Origin of the sequence: Prosthecomicrobium pneumaticum (genome assembly GCF_014199915.1) — a bacterium.
GTDB lineage: Bacteria > Pseudomonadota > Alphaproteobacteria > Rhizobiales > Kaistiaceae > Prosthecomicrobium > Prosthecomicrobium pneumaticum.
The window spans coordinates 346,924-364,202 of the sequence record NZ_JACHOO010000003.1 but is presented as its reverse complement, the minus strand read 5'-3'; the positions used below and the strand labels follow the sequence as shown (position 1 = coordinate 364,202).

The following is a 17,279-nucleotide window of genomic DNA, read 5'->3' as shown; positions in this document are numbered from 1 at the left end:
CGAGTAGGCGAGGGTGAAAATGACCAAGCAGGCGGATATCGCCGTCATCGGCATGGCGGTCATGGGCCGCAATCTGGCGCTCAACATGGCCGAGAAGGGCTTCACCGTCGCGATCTACAACCGCACGGTCGAGCGCGTCGACGAGGTGATCGCGGAGGCGGGTCCGCTCGCCGAACGGCTGATCCCCTGCCGCGCACTCGAACATCTGCGCGATCTCGTCAAGCCGGCGCGGCCGATCCTGATGATGGTGAAGGCCGGCCCCGCCGTCGACGAGACGATCGAGACGCTGGCGCCGCATCTCGACGCCGGCGACATCCTGATCGACGCCGGCAACGCCAATTTCCGCGACACGGTGCGGCGCGAGAAGCATGTCCGCAGCCTCGGCCTGCAATTCCTCGGCATCGGCGTCTCGGGCGGCGAGGAGGGGGCGCGGCACGGCCCCTCGATCATGTCGGGCGGCGCGCGCGAGGCCTATGACCGGATCGCCCCGGTGCTCACCGCGATCTCGGCGCGTTTCCAGGGCACGCCCTGCTCGGCCTATATGGGTCCCGACGGCGCCGGCCATTTCGTCAAGACGATCCACAACGGCATCGAATATGCCGACATGCAGATGATCGCCGAGATCTACGGCCTGCTGCGCTACGGCCACGGCCTCGCGCCCGCGGCGATCGCCGACGTGTTCGAGCGCTGGTCGTCCGGCCCGCTCGACAGCTATCTGATCGAGATCACCGCCCGGGCACTTCGCGCCACCGATGCCGAGACCGGCGGCCCGCTCGTCGACGTGATCGTCGATTCGGCCGGTCAGAAGGGCACCGGCCGCTGGTCGGCGATCGAGGCGCTCGATCTCGGCGTGCCGGCTTCGGCGATCGTCGCCGCGGTCGACGCGCGCGGCATCTCGGCGCTGCGGGCGCTGCGGGCAAAGATCGTCGCGCGCTTCGGGGCCGAGCCGGCCTCGCGCGGAACGGCGACCGACGCGGTGATCGCGGACTACGAGAAGGCGCTGATCGGCGGCAAGATCCTCGCCTATGCGCAGGGCTTCTCCGTGCTCAACGCCGCCTCGGCCGAGCACAAATGGAACCTGCCGCTCGCCGAGGTGGCGCGGATCTGGCGCGCCGGCTGCATCATCCGCTCGGCCTTCCTCGACCGGATCGCGGCGGCCTATGACCGCACCGCCGATCTCGAGACGATCCTGCTCGACCCCGGCCTCTCCGACCTGATGGCGGACTGCCTGCCGGCGATGCGCAAGGTGGTCGGCGAGGCGGCGCTCGAAGGCCGGCCTCTGCCGGCGCTCTCGGCGGGGCTCGCCTATCTGCACGCGCTCGCCCAGGCCCGCACGACCGCGGACCTCACCCAGGCGCAGCGCGACATCTTCGGCGCGCACGGCTTCGAGCGCACCGACAAGCCCGGCAGTTTCCACGGCGCGTGGTAGGATCGCGCCGCGTTTTTGGGTCGCACACCGCCTCTCGGTCGGCGGGCCGCGTCGTTCGGATTGGGGGATGGCCACGCGGTCATCCTCTTCGTCCTCCTCGCGAAGGCGAGGATCCATCAAGCCAAACCGTCCTCTGCTAGGGATCCTCGCCTTCGCGAGGATGACAGGCGGAGCGGCGCGGTGAAACGACCAAACGTCTGGACAAAAGAGCGCCCGCCGGCCCCGGGGATGGCGGCCGGCGGGCGCCGCGCGGCGGGTTCGGAGGGGCCGGATGCGGACGGTCGCAGGGAACGTCGGACAGCGCACGCACGCCCCGGCCGGGCGAGCCCGCCGGCGGGAACCCGCGCGAGGAGGGAAGGAAGGGGCTCCTTTCCGATCGGCGGAGCCCGCGGTATAGAACCTCAGCATAAGTTGAGGTCAAGAGGCTTCCGATGGCCGATGAAGGTGGCGGTCCGTCCCGGTTCCTGAGCGTCGGCGAGGTGGCGCGGCGGGCCGGCGTCGCGGTGTCGGCGCTGCATTTCTACGAGACCAAGGGGCTGATCCAGAGCCTGCGGAGCGCCGGCAACCAGCGGCGCTATCCGCGCGGCGTGCTGCGGCGGGTGGCCGTGATCAAGGTGGCGCAGCGCGCCGGCGTGCCGCTCGCCGAGATCGCGACCGCGCTCGCCGCCCTGCCCGACGGGCGCGCGCCCACGGCGGCCGACTGGGCGGCGATGTCGGCGCGCTGGAAGGCCGATCTCGAGGCGCGGATCGAGCGGCTCGGCCGGTTGCGCGACCAGCTCTCGCTCTGCATCGGCTGCGGCTGCCTGTCGCTCGACACCTGCCCCTTGCGCAACGCCGACGACCGGCTCGGCGCGGCCGGCCCCGGCGCCCGGCTGCTCGATCCCGGCTGAGGATCGCGTTTTGCCCTTTTCCGCGCCGCCGGACCGGGCTAATTCATCGTATGAAAAGAGATCATCCGGAGGGAGGATTCCATGCCGAGTTTCACCACGCCCTATAAGGGCGTCTTCCCGGTCGCGCCGACCGTTTTCGACGACCGTGGCGCGCTCGATCTCGAGGGCCAGAAGCGGGCCATCGACTGCATGATCGATGGCGGCTCGAACGGGCTGTGCATCCTCGCCAATTTTTCCGAACAGTTCGTGCTGACCGACGAGGAGCGCGAGCGGGTGATGGTCACGGTGCTCGACCATGTCGCCGGCCGCGTGCCGGTGATCGTCACCACCTCGCATTTCGGCACGCAGGTCTGTGCCGAGCGGAGCCGCCGGGCGCAAGAGGCCGGTGCGGCGATGGTGATGATCATGCCGCCCTATCACGGCGCCACCTTCCGGGTGCCCGAAAGGGCGATCTACGAGTTCTTCCGCACCATATCGGACGCGATCTCGATCCCGATCATGATCCAGGATGCGCCGGTCGCCGGCACGCCGCTGTCGCCCGCCTTCCTCGCCCGGATGGCGCGCGAGATCGAGAACGTCGCCTATTTCAAGATCGAGGTCGCGGAAGCCGCCTCGAAGCTGCGCACCCTGCTCGAAGAGGGCGGCGAGGCGATCGTCGGCCCCTGGGACGGCGAGGAGGCGATCACGCTGATGGCCGATCTGGACGCCGGCGCGACCGGCTCGATGACCGGCGGCGGCTATCCGGACGGCATCCGCCAGATCATCGACCCCTATCTCGCGGGTGACCGCGATGCGGCGATCGAGGCCTATGCGCGCTGGCTGCCGCTGATCAATTACGAGAACCGGCAATGCGGCCTGCGGGCGGCGAAGATCCTGATGAAGGAGGGCGGCGTGATCGCCTCCGAGGCGGTGCGCGCGCCGCTCGCCCCGGTCCATCCCGCCACCCGCGCCGGGCTGATCGAGATCGCCAGACGGCTCGATCCGGTGGTGCTGCGCTGGGGCAGGTGAGCCGGCGCGACGAGGGGCGCCGCCCGTGCGGCGCTCCGCGGCCCGCTCACCGGCCCGGCGGACGGGCCGCCGCATAGAAGCCCGCCGCGTCGGCCGCGAAGGCGGCCCGCGCGGCGGGATCGAAATAGAACATGTGGCCGCCGCGATAGACATGGAGCGCGGTCCGGTCCGGCGCTCCGATCGGCGGCAGGCGGTCGAGAAGGTAGCGGCTCACCGCATAGGGCGTGACGACATCGCTGCGGCCATGCGCGACGAGGACGCGGAGCGCCGGGTTGAGGGCGAGCAGCGCGCGCAGATCATCGATCGCGCTCGCCCCGCCGAGACTGCGCGAATCGCCCCAGTTCCAAGACCGGAAGGCGTCGCGGCTCAGCAGCGTGAAGCTCATGTCGGTCCTGAAGCCGAGCGTGTCGCGGGCATAGGCGACGAAGAGGCCGCCGAGGCCCCGCGTATAGCCGTCGAGGATCGGATCGGGGCCACGGTCGGCGGCCGATTCGGGAAAGGGATCGGGCTCGGCGACCGCGGCGTCATAGGGGCTGAAGATCGCCGACGCCGCCCCGCCCCGCTTGCCATAGGCGTCGCCGATGAAGCCGCGCGTGCGGGCGACCGTCTCGACCGGCAGGCCGGTGAACGCGGCGATGCGGCGATAGAAGGTCTCGGCTGCTTCGCCCTGCGGCGGCGGGCCGGCGAGCGTCGTCAGATAGTCGCCGAAGGCGAAGCGCTCGGCGGAAGCGAGCGCCTCATCGCTGAAGCGGCCGCTGCGATCGAGTTCGGCGGCGGCGAGCGAGGGCAGTTGCAGCGCCGCGCCGAAGGGAAAGCGCGTCGCGCCGAAATTCAACGCGCCCTCGAGGAAGGGCGACAGCATCACGAGGCCGTCGACGAGAACCCCCTGGTCGCGCTGCAGGACGCTCGCGACCTCGACGCTGCGGAAACCGCCATAGCTCTCGCCGAGCAGATATTTCGGCGAGGCCATGCGGCCGTTCTTCGCCAGATAGAGGGCGATCACCTTGGCGATGGTCTGCGCATCCGCATCGACGCCCCAGAAATCGCTCGCCTTATCCGGATTGGCGGCGCGGCTCCAGCCGGTGCCGACCGGATCGATCATCACGAGATCGGTGAAGCGGAGCCAGGTGTCGGGATTGTCGACCAGAAGGCCGCTCGCATTGGGACCGGAGAACTCGGCGGCCTTCGGGCCGACAACGCCGAGATGGAGATAGGCCGAGGCGGCACCCGGCCCGCCATTGAAGACGAAGGTGACCGGCCGGCTCCCCGCTTCCGAGCCGTCCCGCGTATAGGCGAAATAGACGATCTTCGCCGAGGGCGCGCCGGTCTGGTCGAACAGGTCGAACGCGCCCGCGGTCGCGTGATAGGCGAACGAATCGGCGCCGCGTTCCATCCGGTGTTCGGTGACCGAATCCGCCGGCAGGAGAGAAAGCACGCCCGGTCCGGACGCCGCCTCGTTGCGCGACCCCTCCCCCCGTTGCTGCGCGAATGCCGGCTCCAAGGCCGGCGCCGCCGCAGCGAGCGCGACGAAGCCGGCGAGGAGCAGGCGACGGAGATTGAGCGAGATCGGCATGCGGGTTCCATCCTCGTGTCGGCGGGCCCGCTTCCGGCCTCGCTCACGGCCTATATAGGCCGGCGGTTCAGCGCGCCGAGGCCGCCTCGTCCGGCCGGAGCGTCAGCACGGCAACGCCCGAACCCGTGACCGCGACCGTGTGTTCGAACTGCGCGGAAAGGGAGCCGTCGCGGGTGACCACCGTCCAGCCGTCGGCCTCGGTCCGGACGCTCCGCCGGCCGCGATTGAGCATCGGCTCGATCGTGAAGACCATGCCTTCGCGCAGCGTCAGCCCGGTGCCGGGTTTGCCGAAATGCAGCACCTGCGGTTCCTCGTGCATCATCCGGCCGATGCCGTGGCCGCAATAGTCGTGCACCACCGAATAGCCGTTCCGCCTCGCGTGCCGCTCGATCGCGAAGCCGATGTCGCCGAGCCGCGCGCCCGGACGCACCGCGCGGATGCCCATCCACATGGCCTCGTAGGTCGTCTCGACGAGATGACGCGCCACCGGGTTCACCGCACCGACAAGATACGTCTTGCTCGAATCGGCGATGTAGCCGTTCTTTTCGAGCGTGATGTCGAGGTTGACGATGTCGCCCTCCGCGAGCACCGTCGCCGCGGACGGGATGCCGTGGCAGACGACCGCGTTGACCGAGGCGTTGAGCACGAAGCCGTAGCCATACTGGCCCTTGCTCGCCGGCCGGGCTTCGAGATCGTCGACGATGAAGCGCTCGACCCGGTCGTTGATCTCGAGCGTCGACAGCCCGGCGAGCGGCATGCGGTCGAGCATCGCGAAGACCGAGGCGAGCAGCCGGCCGGACTCCGCCATCAGCGCCAGTTCGTGCGGCTGTTTGGTCATGCCTCGCCCAGAGCGAGCGGCCCGGCGCTGACGCCGGCGGCGCCATATTCGCGCGCGACGATCTCGGAGAAGGTCAGGCCCGGATTGGTCTCGCTGAGCATGCCGAGCCTGATCCAGTAGGCGGCCTGCGCGTTGATCGAACGGAACGAGACCTTGCTCGCCCGGCGCAGCTGGTCGTGCAGTTCCTCATCGATGCTGACGATGCCCATGAGCGGTCCTCATATACGTTTCGTATATGATCCATATAGGATCTAGAGCGGACCGCCAAGCGGGGGCGATAGGGTGCCGAAGCGGTCGCGCCAGGCGGGCTGTGCGCCCGGCCGATCGAGGGCGGTCGCGGCGTGGACGCCGCGGGCGATCGCCCGGGCGAGGCAATCCGCGGCGGCGAGGCACAGTTCGGCGAGGCCGAACACCGGATCGGCGAGCGGCCGGCGGCCTGTGGCGGCGGAGAAGACGACATCGCCGTCGAGCGGCGCGTGCGCCGGCCGGAGCGCCCGGGCGAACCCGTCATGCGCCGCGATCGCGAGGCGCTTCGCCTGCGCCTTCGTCAGCACCGCATCCGTCGCGACGAGGGCGATCGTGGTGTTGGCGCCCGGCCCGCCCTTGAAACGCGGGGCGAGTGCCGCGGCCGGGATCGCCGCCGGCCAGCCGAGCCCGCCGAACTCAGCTCCCCGCTCATAGGGCGCGGCCCAGAAATGCGGCCCGCCGCCGATCACCGCCGAACCGACGGCATTGACCGCCACCACAGCCCCGACACGGACGCCGTCGCCGAGCACGGCGCTCGCAGAGCCGAGCCCGCCCTTGAGATCGAGCGTCGTCGCGCCGAAGCCGGCGCCGGCCGTGCCGAGCGCGAAGGCGAGCCCGGCCGCCTCGACCGCCGCGGCGCCGAGCGCCCGGTAGGGTGGCGCGCCGCCCTCCCCGCGCGCCCAGGGCTTGTCGCCGCCGTTCAGCAGATCGAAGAGGATCGCCTGCGGCACGATCGGCACCCGCGCCGGCCCGACCGCGAAGCCGCGGCCGCGCGCCGCGAGCGCCGCCATCGCGCCGCCCGCCGCATCGAGGCCGAAGGCGGAGCCGCCGGAGAGCAGGATCGCGTCGACCCGCTCGACGGTCATTTCCGGTTCGAGGAGGCCGGTATCGCGCAGGCCCGGCGCGCCGCCGAGCACGGCGATCGAGGCGACCGCCGGCTCTTCGAACACGACGGCGGTGACGCCGGTCGCCCCCTGCCGGTCCTCCGCCGAACCGACGAGAACGCCCGGCACATCCGTGACGAGATTGCGCAGCGGCGCCTCGGCGACATCCATCGTCCTTCTCCTCTGCCCATCGGCCGGCCACCGTCGCGGCCGCCTCCCGACGCTATCAGCGCCCGCCCTGCCGGGCGAGCAGGCGGCGCTTGACAAGAGGGGCCGGCGATGCGCTCGAAGAGGCATGCCGCAGACCATTCTCACCATCGCCACGCGCGGACAGGGCCTCTACGAGTTCACCGAGGAGGCGGCCGCCTTCGTCCGCCGCTCGGGCTGCGAGACCGGCCTTCTCACCCTTTTCGTGCGCCACACCTCGGCCTCGCTGATCGTCCAGGAGAACGCCGATCCGGATGTGCGGACCGATCTCGAGGCCTTCTTCCGCCGGCTCGTGCCGCCGGCCGACGATCCGGCGATGGACTATCTCGTGCACCGGCTCGAAGGGCCGGACGACATGCCGGCGCACATCAAGGCGGCCCTCACGCAGACCTCGCTCGCCGTGCCGATCGGCGGCGGCCGGCTGCTCCTTGGCACCTGGCAGGGCCTCTATCTCTTCGAGCACCGCGACCGACCGCACCGGCGCGAGGTGGTCCTCCATATCGGCGCCTGAGGGGGCCGTTCAGCCGGCCGGCAGGGGCCGCATCCGTGTCGTGTCGTCGCCGCGATGGAAGGCGACGGCGAGGCGGAAGCTGTTGGCGATGCGCTCGGCCATGGCGATGACGCCGGCCGCCGCTTCCGCCGAGAGTTCGGCCCGTGCGGTCTCGCGGAAGAGGCCGAGCCAGCGCTCGAAATGCGCGTCTGACAGTTCGCCCGCGAGCCGCAGATGCGGCGGCATCGGCCGACCGCCATAGCGCCCGGTGCGCAGCAGCACCGAGGACCAGAAGGCGCACATCTTGTCGAGATGGTCGGGCCAGCCGCCCTCGCCGATCTGCCGCGCGAAGATCGGCCCGAGCAGCGCATCCTCGGCGACCCGGCCGTAGAAGCCGTGTACCAGCGCCTGGATACCCGCCTCGTCGATCGGCACCGGCGGGGCGGCCGGCGCGGCCGGGGCCGCGCGGACCGAGAGGCGGTCGTCCATGGCATTCTCCCTCGCGCCGCCGAGCGCGGCCGATGCGGGGCAATATGGGGGCGGCGAGACGGATTGCGAACCGGTGCGCATCATCGCCTCCCCGCACGCGGATCGGCCGGCAGGGCGTCGTCCTCATCGAGCAGGACGCGCTCGGCCGCGCCGTCGAGATCGTCGTACTGGCCGCTCTTCAGCGCCCAGAGGAAGGCGACGAGCGCCAGCCCGCCGAGGAAGAGCGCGACGGGGATGAGGTAAGCGAGGGTCGTCATCGCGCGGTCACCGGGGCGGAGAGGGTGTTTCGCCGTGGCGCGGGGGCCACCGGGGCCGCCGCTTCTCCCGGGCCGCCGGCGAGACGCAGCGCATTGCCGATGACGAGGAGCGACGAGGCCGACATGGCGATCGCCGCGACGAGCGGCGTGACATGGCCGAGAATGGCGATCGGCACCGCGATCACATTGTAGACGATGGCGAGGGCCAGATTCTGCCGGATCAGCCGGCCGGCCCGCCGCGCGATCGCCCGGGCGACCGGCACCGCGGCGAGGCTGTCGCGCAGGAAGACGAAATCCGCCGCGTTGCGGCCGATATCGGCGGCGGTCGCCGGCGCCATCGAGACATGGGCGGCGCCGAGCGCGGGGGCATCGTTGAGCCCGTCGCCCACCATCAGAACCTTGCGGCCCCCGGCGGCCATGGCGGCGAGGCGAGCGACCTTGTCGCCCGGCATCAACCGTGCAGCGACATCGGCGATGCCGAGCGCGGCGGCAACCGCGCGGCAGGCCGGCTCGGCATCGCCCGACAGCATCGTGACCGGGCCGACGGTGCGGGCGAGCGTCGCGACCGCCTCGCGCGCGCCGGGACGGAGCGCATCGGCGAAGTGGAAGCGGGCGCGCACCACGCCGTCCTCGGCGAGCACGGTTCCGTCTTCCCCTTCCGCGGCCTCCGTCGGCGCCGCCCAGGCGGCGCGTCCGAGCCGCCAGAGGCGTCCGTCCATGCGGCCCTCGAGACCGAGCCCGGGATGTTCGGCGACCGTCTCGAAGACGGGCGTGGCGACGCCGCGCGGCGCGGCCTCGGCGATCGCCTCGGACAGGGGATGGCGCGAATGGGCGGCGAGCGCGGAGGCGATGGCGTGGAGTTCCGGCGCGAGCGCCTCGGCGCCGACGAGGCGCGGCCGGCCGAGCGTCAGCGTTCCGGTCTTGTCGAACACCACGGCATCCGCCTCGGCGAGGCGTTCGAGACCGGCACCGTCCTTCACCATGACGCCATTCTCGAACAGGCGGCGCGCGGCCACCACCTGGACGATCGGCACGGCGAGGCCGAGCGCGCAGGGGCAGGTGATGATCAGCACCGCGATGGCGACGGTGATCGCCTTGTGCCAGTCGCCGTCGACCGCCATCCAGCCGAGAAAGGTCACGAAGGCCGTCAGATGCACGACGGGGGCATAGAGCGCCGAGACCCGCTCGGCGATGCGGCGATAGCGGGCGCGCCCGCCTTCCGCCGCCTCCATCATCCGCACCATCTCGGCGAGGAAGGAGGCCGAGGCCGGCCGCTCCGCCTCGAGCGTCAGCGGCCCGGAGAGGTTCAGCGTACCGGCCCGCACCGCCGCGCCCGGCTCGACCGGCTGCGGACGGCTCTCGCCGGTGACGAGCGCGCAGTCGAGATCGGAGGTGCCGGCGATAACCCGCGCATCGACCGGGATGCGCTCGCCCGCCGCGATCAGCAGCCGCATGCCGGGCTCGATCGTCTCGACCGGGCGATAGTCGCGGCCGCCATCGGCGGCGAGCACGACGGCGCCGCGCGGCATCAGCCGCGACAGGCCGCGCACCGCGGCGCGCGCCCGGTCGCGCATGACGTGATCGAGCGTGCGGCCGATCAGGAGGAAGAAGAGCAACGAGACGGAAGCGTCGAAATAGGCGTGCGCCCCGTGCGTCAGCGTCTCGTAGAGGCTCATCGCATAGGCGAGCGAGACGCCGATGGCGATCGGCACGTCCATGTTCATGCGGCCGTGCCGCAGCGCGTTGAAGGCCGAGCGGTAATAGATGCGGCCGGCGAAGACGAGCGCCGGCAGGGCGATCAGTGCCGAGATCCAGTGGAACAGATCGCGCGTCGCCCCTTCCGCGCCGGACCACACCGAGACCGAGAGGAGCATCACATTGCCGGCCGCGAAGCCCGCCACCGCGACGGCCCGCAGCAGTTCGGAGAGGGTGCGATCGCGGCCCGCCTCGTCCTCGAAGAGATGCGGCGGATAGCCGATCGCGGCGAGCGCGGCAGCGACGGGCGGCGGCGCGAGCCCTTCCCGCCAGCGCACGGCGACCCGCCGCGTCGAGAGATTGACGCGCGCGCCGGTGACGCCCTCGACCCGGCGCAGCGCCGTCTCGACCGCATGGATGCAGGCGCCGCAATGGACGTCCGGCACGGCGAGCTCGACCTGGCGCTCGCCATTGCCGAGCGAGCGGCTGGCGAGGAGCAGTTCCTCGCCCTCGGGCAGAGTGGCGGAGGGGGTGCCGAGCACCTCCGCCCCGGGTGCGCAGCAGCTCATTGCTTCCGCCCCCCGGCGACGCGACCGTCCTCGACAAGGATGCGGCGGGTGTCGCGATAGGGGCGTTCGAGCCCGGCATCGGCCTCGATCTCGAGGATCCACAGCCCGTCGCGCGGCACGAAATCGGCCGCCACGCCATGGCCGCCGACGACCGGGACGAGCGGCACCGCGACGTCCTCGCTCGCATAGGACGGGCGGCGGAAGCTCGCCGTCGCGCCGGCGAGCGTGACCGGCGCGCCATGCGCATCGCTGAGGACGTAGCGGACCGCCCCGCCCTCGATCTCGAGCCGGCCCTTCCAGCCGAGCGCCGCCTGCGCCCGCGCCTCGGCGGTGTTCTCGTTGAAGTGCTGGCCGGCGACATAGGAATTCTCGACGACGAAGCCGGTCCAGCTGCGGTTCGCCATCACCGCCATCGTCACATTGACGGCGATGACGACGCCGAAGAAGCCGAGCATGATCGCCAGCATGTGGCGGCCGGTGAAGGGACGGTCGGGGCTCATCGGCGGCTCTCCGGCGCCTCGAAGGAGGCGACATAGCTGTCGGTTTCAAAGGAGGACTTGTCGGCGACGACGAAGCGGAAGCTCTCGGCCGCGCCCGCGCCCGCGATCGCCTCCGCCGGCTGGCGGACATAGACCTTGAGCGTCTTCAGCCGGTCCGGCTCGACCGCGACCGAGAAGGAGCGGCCCTCTTCCGCCTCGACGCCGAGCGCCGACATCGTCGCGCCCTCGAGCCCCTCGAGCGTCACGACGAGGGTGCGCGGCTCGGGGATCTTGTTGAGGAGCTTGACGGTGTAGCCGTTGCGGATCGAGCCGTCGGAAAGCAGCACATATTGCGGATTGCGGTCGTGCAGCACGTTGACCTCGAGCCGGTCGCGCGTGAGCAGCGCATAGAGCAGGCCGACACCGACCAGCGACCAGACCGCGAAATAGACGAAGGTACGCGGCCGGAAGAGTTTCTTGAGGTGGAAGTGGGCGAGGCCGGGCAGCAGGCGCCCGTCATTGGCGCGCACCCGCGCCGGGTCGATCGCCGTCGCGCCGCCCGCCGTCGCCACCGCCATGTTCGCGTTGTAGTCGGCGAGCGTCGCATAGGAGATCAGGCCGCGCTCGCGGCCGATCTTGTCCATCACACTGTCGCAGGCGTCGATGCACAGCGCGCAGGTGATGCATTCGAGCTGCTGGCCCTCGCGGATGTCGATGCCCATCGGGCAGACGGCGACGCAGGCATTGCAATCGACGCAATCGCCGACCGGCTGGCCCGCCGCGGCGGCCTTCTTGGCGTGGCGGGACCGCGGCTCGCCGCGCCAGTCGTTATAGGTGACGGTGAGCGAGCTCTCGTCGAGCATCGCCGCCTGGATGCGCGGCCAGGGGCACATATAGGTGCAGACCTGCTCGCGCATCAGACCGCCGAAGACATAGGTGGTGGCAGTGAGCACGGCGACGGTGATGTAGGCGACGGGCGCGGCCTCGCCGGTCGCGAAATCCCGCACCAGCGCGGGGGCGTCGGCGAAATAGAAGATCCAGGCGCCGCCGGTCGCCACCGCGATGACCAGCCAGGTGGCGTGCTTCGCGACCCTGAGCGAAAGCTTGCGCGCGCTCATCGGCGCCTGATCGAGCCTGATGCGGGCGTTGCGGTCGCCCTCGAAGAAGCGCTCGACGGCGAGGAAGAGGTCGACCCATACGGTCTGCGGGCAGGTATAGCCGCACCAGGCGCGTCCGACCGTCGAGGTGACGAGGAACAGGCCGAAGCCCGCCATGACGAGCAGGCCGGCGACGATGAAGAATTCCTGCGGCCAGATCTCGATGAAGAAGAAATAGAAGCGGCGGTTGGCGAGATCGACGAGCACCGCCTGATCCGGCGCATAGGGACCGCGGTCCCACCGCAGCCACGGCGTCAGATAATAGATGCCGAGGGTCACCAGCATGACCAGCCACTTGAAGCGGCGGAAGGAGCCGCTGACGGCCTTCGGGAAGATCTTCTTGCGCGGGGCGTAGAGCGGCTGTCTGCGGGTGGCGGCGTTGACCGCCGTCGCATCGAGCGTCTCCACATCCGTCTGATCGAGCAGGGCCGTCATGTCGCCTCGTCGTCGCCGCGGACATGCCGTCCGCCACTCGAAAGAGGCCTACCCGGCCGGCGCCGCGGTGACGTTGATCCACGTCAAGCGAACGGCCGGCCGGGCACCGTCGTGCCCGGCCGGCCGCCTCCGCCCGGTGTTCGGTCGGCGCAGGTGGGGCGCCTATTCGCCGCCGCCGAGCGAATAGACATAGACGGCGAGTTCCTTGACCGCGGTGTCGCCGAGCCGCGCCGTCCAGGCCGGCATGACGCCGTGATGCGGCGCGCGGATCTGCGCCGCGATCGCCGCCTCGCCGGAACCGTAGAGCCAGATCGCATCGGTGAGGTTCGGCGCGCCGAACTCCCGATTGCCCTTGCCGTCGGCGCCGTGACAGGACGCGCAGTTGGCCGCGAACACGGCGGCGCCGGCCGCGGCGGCTTCCGCATTCGAGGGCGTGCCCGACAGCGAGGCGACATGGGCCGCCGCCTGGCGGATCTGCGCCGTGTCGAGGATGGCCCCGAAGGCCGGCATCTCGGAGATCCGCGTCGCATCGTCGGCGGCGAAGCGGACACCGTGGCTGATCGTCTTGTAGATGTCCTCCGGCTTGCCGCCCCACAGCCATTCGTCGTCGTTGAGGTTCGGATAGCCCGGCGAGCCGGTGGCGCCCGAGCCGTGGCACTGGACGCAGTTCACCTTGAAGGCTGCGGCGCCCGCGGCCGTCGCGAATTCGCGCAGCTTGTCGTCGGCGAGGATCTCGCTCACCGATTTCTGCGACACCGCCGCGACATAGTCGCCCTTCGCCGCCTCGGCGGCATCGAGCGCGGCGCGGATGTCGCCGCGGCTCGAATAGCCGAGCACGCCCCGGGTGGCCGAACTGATCATCGGCCAGGCCGGATAGGCGATCGTGTAGCCGAGCGCCCAGATGATGGTGGCGTAAAAGGTCCACACCCACCAGCGCGGCAGTGGATTGTTCAGCTCCTTGATGCCGTCCCACTCGTGACCGGTGGTCGCGACACCGCTGACGTCGTCGATCTCTTTTTCGCTCATCTCAATCGTCTTCGAGAGGGATGCGGGCAGCCTGGTCGGCCTGCTTCCGGCCACCCGGCCGGTAGACGAAGACGACCGCACCGATGAAGAACAGCGCCATGGCGAGCAGACCCCAGGAGTCCGCGAAGTGGCGCATCGCCGTATAGGTTTCCATGACGCCTCCTAGCGGTAGCCCGCGGCTTCGTCGTAGGTGGAGAAATCGACCAGCGTGCCGAGCACCTGGAGATAGGCGACGAGCGCGTCCATCTCGGTGAGCGCCGCCGGGTTGCCGTCGAAATCGCCGAGCTTCGCCTTCGGGTAGCGGGCCTCGAGGCCGGCGGTCTCGGCATTCGGATCGGCCTGCGCCTTCAGATCCGCAGCGGCATTGTCGATCATCTCCTGCGTATAGGGGACGCCGACCCGCGTACTGGCGACGAGATGGGCGGAGATGCCCTTCGCCTCGAGCGGCGTGTCCTCGAGGAAGGCGTAGCTCGGCATGACCGATTCCGGCACCACCGAGCGCGGCTCGACGAGATGCTGGACGTGCCAGGCGTTCGAGTAGCGGTCGCCGACACGGGCGAGGTCCGGCCCCGTCCGCTTCGAGCCCCACTGGAACGGATGGTCGTACATCGACTCCGCGGCGAGGCTGTAATGGCCGTAGCGCTCGACCTCGTCGCGGAAGGGGCGGATCATCTGCGAATGGCAGACATAGCAGCCCTCGCGGATGTAGATGTTGCGGCCGGCGAGCTCGAGCGGCGAATAGGGCCGCATGCCTTCGACCTTCTCGATCGTGTTCTGCAGGTAGAAGAGCGGCGCGATCTCGACGATGCCGCCGATCGTCACCACCAGCAGCGAACCGGCGAGCAGCAGCGTGGCGTTCCGCTCGAGGAGCGCGTGCTTGTCCATCAAGGCCATGGTCTGTCTTCCTATTCGGCGGCCTGCGGGGTGGGCATGGCGCCGCCGATCCGCTCTTCGTCGCGCTGATGGCCGAGAATGGTCATCGCGATGTTGAAGGCCATGATCAGCGCGCCGGCGAGATAGAGCGCCCCGCCGATCGCCCGCATCACGTAATAGGGATGCATTGCGGCGACGGTTTCGGCGAAGGAATAGACGAGGAAGCCTTGCTCATCGTATTCGCGCCACATCAGGCCCTGCATGATACCCGACACCCACATGACGGCCGCGTAGACGACGATGCCGAGCATGGCGAGCCAGAAATGCCAGGAGACCATCCGGATCGAATACAGCCGTTCACGACCCCACAGCTTCGGCACCATGTGGTAGATCGCGGCGAAGGAGATCAGGCCGACCCAGCCGAGCGCCCCGGAATGAACATGGCCGATCGTCCAGTCGGTGTAGTGGCTGAGCGAGTTGACCGCCTTGATCGACATCATCGGCCCTTCGAAGGTCGACATGCCGTAGAAGGCGATGGCCGCGACCATCATGCGGATGATCGGATCGGTGCGCAGCTTGTCCCAGGCACCCGAGAGCGTCATCAGGCCGTTGATCATGCCGCCCCAGGACGGCATCCACAGCATGATCGAGAACACCATGCCGAGCGTCTGCGCCCAGTCGGGCAGCGCGGTGTAGTGCAGATGGTGCGGCCCGGCCCAGATATAGAGGAAGATCAGCGCCCAGAAATGGATGATCGACAGCCGGTAGGAATAGACCGGCCGGTTCGCCTGCTTCGGCACGAAGTAATACATCATGCCGAGGAAGCCGGCGGTCAGGAAAAAGCCGACGGCGTTGTGGCCGTACCACCATTGCGTGAGGGCATCCTGAACGCCCGAGAACGCCGAATAGCTGTGCGAACCGAGCAGCGACACCGGCATCGACAGGTTGTTCACGACGTGCAGCATGGCAATCGTGACGATGAAGGCGAGGTAGAACCAGTTGGCGACGTAGATGTGGGGTTCGCGCCGCTTCAGGATCGTGCCGAGGAAGACGAGCAGATAGGCGACCCAGACGATCGTCAGCCAGAGGTCGACATACCATTCCGGCTCGGCATATTCCCGGCCCTCGGTGATGCCGAGCAGATAGCCGGTCGCCGCCATGACGATGAAGAGCTGATAGCCCCAGAACACGAACCAGGCGAGATTGCCGCCGAACAGCCGCGCCCGGCTGGTGCGCTGCACGACATAGAAGGAGGTCGCGATCAGCGCATTGCCGCCGAAGGCGAAGATCACCGCCGAGGTGTGCAGCGGCCGCATGCGGCCGAAATTGAACCACGGCTCGATGTTGAAATCGGGGAAGGCGAGCTGCAGGGCCACCACGACGCCGACGAGCAGGCCGACCACGCCCCAGAACATCGTCGCGATCGAACCGTAGCGGATCGGCTCGTCGAGATAGGCGTTCGGATCGACGGGGGCGGCCGGCTCGAAGCTCGTCCGCCGCAACAGCACGACGAGCGACGCCGTCAGCACGAAGGCCAGCACCGCCATGTGCTGGCGAAACGCATGGTCGACGCCGAACGCCGTCCCCAGCAAGGCGAGGAAGGCGAAAAAGCCCACCGCGACGATTTCTGGCCCGTATCTCATCAGTTCTGTCCCTGCCACGCTCGAGCCGGCCCGCCGAGGGGCGGTTCCGGCCCTTCAGCGAGGCCATGGCAGGGGTGCCGCCGCCTTGATCCACATCAAGCGGGCGCTCCGCCGAAGGGCGAAGGGCGGCCGGCGGATCGCCCGCCGCCTCTCGTTTCGGCGGCAAAGGACCTCAGCGGGGCGGGCGGTGCGCCGTCAGGAAATCGAGGATCAGCGCGTTGAAGGCCTCCGGCCGCTCGATCGGCGCCATGTGGCCTGCGCCTTCGATGAGCGCGAAGCGGGCGCCGGGGATGCGCGCCGCGATGTCCCGGCCCGTGTCGACACCCAGGAACGGGTCGGCATCGGCGGCGACGACCAGCGCCGGCAGGTCCAGCCCGGCGAGTCCCGGCCGCAGATCGACGCCATAGGCGGAACGGAAGGCGCGGCCGAGCGCCGCCTGGTCCATCGCCGCCCGCCAGCCGATGAACGCCTCGACCGCCTCGGGATGGGCAGCGGCATAGGCGGGATGCCAGATCGCATCGGCCTGCTCCTTCGCGAAACGGAGCGGCCCGAGCGTCGCGGCGCGGGCGAGCATCGCCTCGGTGCCCGCCTGCCCTTCCGCCGAGGAAGAGACAGAGGCGCAGGCGATCACGGCGGCGGCGATCCGTTGCGGCGCGCGAAGGGCGAGCGCGGCGAGGATCATGCCACCGAGCGAGAAGCCGACCGCCGCGACCCGCGCGATGCCGAGCGCTTCGAGGAGCGCCGCCATGTCCGCCGCATAGAGATCGATCGAGTAGGGCGCGTCCGGCTTGTCGGTCGCGCCCATGCCGCGCAGGTCCGGCGCGATCACCCGGAAGCCGGCCGCGACGAGCGCCGGCACCTGCGCCCGCCAGAGCGAGGCGTCCCAGCCGAGACCGTGAATGAGGAGCACGGGCGGCGCCTCCGCCGGCCCCTCGATCCGCACGTGCTGCACGATGCCGTTCGCCTCGATCGAGGGCATGGAACCTCCTGCTCAGAATCGCCGCACGCTGCCGCGAGTTTCAACACGGTTTCGGATTATCGGCAAAATATCGTTTCGTAGAAAGTCGGGATTTCGCTCTCGGGCCGTGGCA

The 17,279-nt window shown here is 70.0% G+C and carries 18 protein-coding genes; 4 read left to right on the top strand and 14 right to left on the bottom strand.

Going from position 1 to position 17,279, the window contains the following annotated elements; genetic code table 11:
* The first annotated feature begins 19 nt into the window (after nt 1-19).
* From gndA to GGQ63_RS08820, 3 genes are all read left to right on the top strand, one after another.
* Nucleotides 20-1,429, top strand: a complete 1,410-nt coding sequence (gene gndA, locus GGQ63_RS08830; RefSeq protein ID WP_183854783.1) for an NADP-dependent phosphogluconate dehydrogenase — start codon at nt 20-22, stop codon at nt 1,427-1,429.
* A 431-nt stretch (nt 1,430-1,860) separates the two neighbouring features.
* Nucleotides 1,861-2,319: a redox-sensitive transcriptional activator SoxR gene (soxR, locus tag GGQ63_RS08825; protein WP_183854781.1), complete on the top strand. Its 459-nt coding sequence runs from the start codon at nt 1,861-1,863 to the stop codon at nt 2,317-2,319.
* Nucleotides 2,320-2,400: 81 nt separating this feature from the next.
* Complete coding sequence (locus tag GGQ63_RS08820) at nt 2,401-3,327, top strand: dihydrodipicolinate synthase family protein (protein ID WP_183854779.1); 927 nt, start codon at nt 2,401-2,403, stop codon at nt 3,325-3,327.
* Nucleotides 3,328-3,373: 46 nt separating this feature from the next.
* Here GGQ63_RS08820 and GGQ63_RS08815 read toward each other — a convergent pair whose 3' ends face one another.
* The 4 genes from GGQ63_RS08815 to GGQ63_RS08800 form a co-directional block, all read right to left on the bottom strand.
* Nucleotides 3,374-4,900 carry a S10 family peptidase gene (locus tag GGQ63_RS08815; protein ID WP_183854777.1) on the bottom strand — a complete coding sequence of 509 codons (1,527 nt, stop codon included), beginning with the start codon at nt 4,898-4,900 and terminating at the stop codon, nt 3,374-3,376.
* 67 nt (nt 4,901-4,967) lie between these two features.
* The gene (gene map, locus GGQ63_RS08810; protein ID WP_183854775.1) at nt 4,968-5,738 is read right to left on the bottom strand and encodes a type I methionyl aminopeptidase; all 771 of its coding nucleotides are present in this window, start codon (nt 5,736-5,738) and stop codon (nt 4,968-4,970) included.
* Nucleotides 5,735-5,947: a ParD-like family protein gene (locus GGQ63_RS08805; protein ID WP_183854773.1), complete on the bottom strand. Its 213-nt coding sequence runs from the start codon at nt 5,945-5,947 to the stop codon at nt 5,735-5,737. The genes map and GGQ63_RS08805 overlap by 4 nt, the downstream gene beginning before the upstream one ends.
* Nucleotides 5,948-5,989: 42 nt before the next feature.
* On the bottom strand, nt 5,990-7,018 hold the full coding sequence (locus GGQ63_RS08800; RefSeq protein ID WP_183855407.1) for a P1 family peptidase: 1,029 nt from the start codon (nt 7,016-7,018) through the stop codon (nt 5,990-5,992).
* Nucleotides 7,019-7,163: 145 nt separating this feature from the next.
* Here GGQ63_RS08800 and GGQ63_RS08795 point away from each other — a divergent pair, with 145 nt between their 5' ends.
* A complete protein-coding gene (locus GGQ63_RS08795) occupies nt 7,164-7,586 on the top strand; it encodes a secondary thiamine-phosphate synthase enzyme YjbQ (RefSeq protein WP_183854771.1) in 423 nt (140 codons plus the stop codon).
* A gap of 9 nt (nt 7,587-7,595) precedes the next feature.
* On the opposite strand, the gene GGQ63_RS08790 is transcribed toward GGQ63_RS08795, so the two are convergent.
* The 10 genes from GGQ63_RS08790 to GGQ63_RS08745 form a co-directional block, all read right to left on the bottom strand.
* Entirely contained in the window at nt 7,596-8,054 is a 459-nt protein-coding gene (locus tag GGQ63_RS08790) for a group III truncated hemoglobin (protein WP_183854769.1), read from the bottom strand.
* An 80-nt stretch (nt 8,055-8,134) separates the two neighbouring features.
* Entirely contained in the window at nt 8,135-8,311 is a 177-nt protein-coding gene (gene ccoS, locus GGQ63_RS08785; RefSeq protein ID WP_183854767.1) for a cbb3-type cytochrome oxidase assembly protein CcoS, read from the bottom strand.
* Nucleotides 8,308-10,575, bottom strand: coding sequence for a heavy metal translocating P-type ATPase (locus GGQ63_RS08780; RefSeq protein WP_183854765.1), 2,268 nt, complete (start codon nt 10,573-10,575; stop codon nt 8,308-8,310). The genes ccoS and GGQ63_RS08780 overlap by 4 nt, the downstream gene beginning before the upstream one ends.
* Nucleotides 10,572-11,075, bottom strand: a complete 504-nt coding sequence (locus GGQ63_RS08775; protein WP_183854763.1) for a FixH family protein — start codon at nt 11,073-11,075, stop codon at nt 10,572-10,574. The genes GGQ63_RS08780 and GGQ63_RS08775 overlap by 4 nt, the downstream gene beginning before the upstream one ends.
* Nucleotides 11,072-12,646: a cytochrome c oxidase accessory protein CcoG gene (gene ccoG, locus GGQ63_RS08770; protein ID WP_183854760.1), complete on the bottom strand. Its 1,575-nt coding sequence runs from the start codon at nt 12,644-12,646 to the stop codon at nt 11,072-11,074. The genes GGQ63_RS08775 and ccoG overlap by 4 nt, the downstream gene beginning before the upstream one ends.
* A 162-nt stretch (nt 12,647-12,808) precedes the next feature.
* Nucleotides 12,809-13,672 (bottom strand): cytochrome-c oxidase, cbb3-type subunit III, encoded by an 864-nt coding sequence (gene ccoP / locus GGQ63_RS08765; protein WP_183854758.1) that lies wholly within the window; start codon nt 13,670-13,672, stop codon nt 12,809-12,811.
* 1 nt (nt 13,673) lies between these two features.
* Nucleotides 13,674-13,826, bottom strand: a complete 153-nt coding sequence (locus tag GGQ63_RS08760; protein WP_183854756.1) for a cbb3-type cytochrome c oxidase subunit 3 — start codon at nt 13,824-13,826, stop codon at nt 13,674-13,676.
* A gap of 8 nt (nt 13,827-13,834) precedes the next feature.
* Complete coding sequence (ccoO, locus tag GGQ63_RS08755) at nt 13,835-14,566, bottom strand: cytochrome-c oxidase, cbb3-type subunit II (protein WP_183854754.1); 732 nt, start codon at nt 14,564-14,566, stop codon at nt 13,835-13,837.
* Nucleotides 14,567-14,577: 11 nt separating this feature from the next.
* Nucleotides 14,578-16,188, bottom strand: a complete 1,611-nt coding sequence (ccoN, locus tag GGQ63_RS08750) for a cytochrome-c oxidase, cbb3-type subunit I (protein ID WP_183854752.1) — start codon at nt 16,186-16,188, stop codon at nt 14,578-14,580.
* 172 nt (nt 16,189-16,360) lie between these two features.
* Nucleotides 16,361-17,167 (bottom strand): alpha/beta fold hydrolase, encoded by an 807-nt coding sequence (locus tag GGQ63_RS08745; RefSeq protein ID WP_183854749.1) that lies wholly within the window; start codon nt 17,165-17,167, stop codon nt 16,361-16,363.
* Nucleotides 17,168-17,279: the final 112 nt, after the last annotated feature.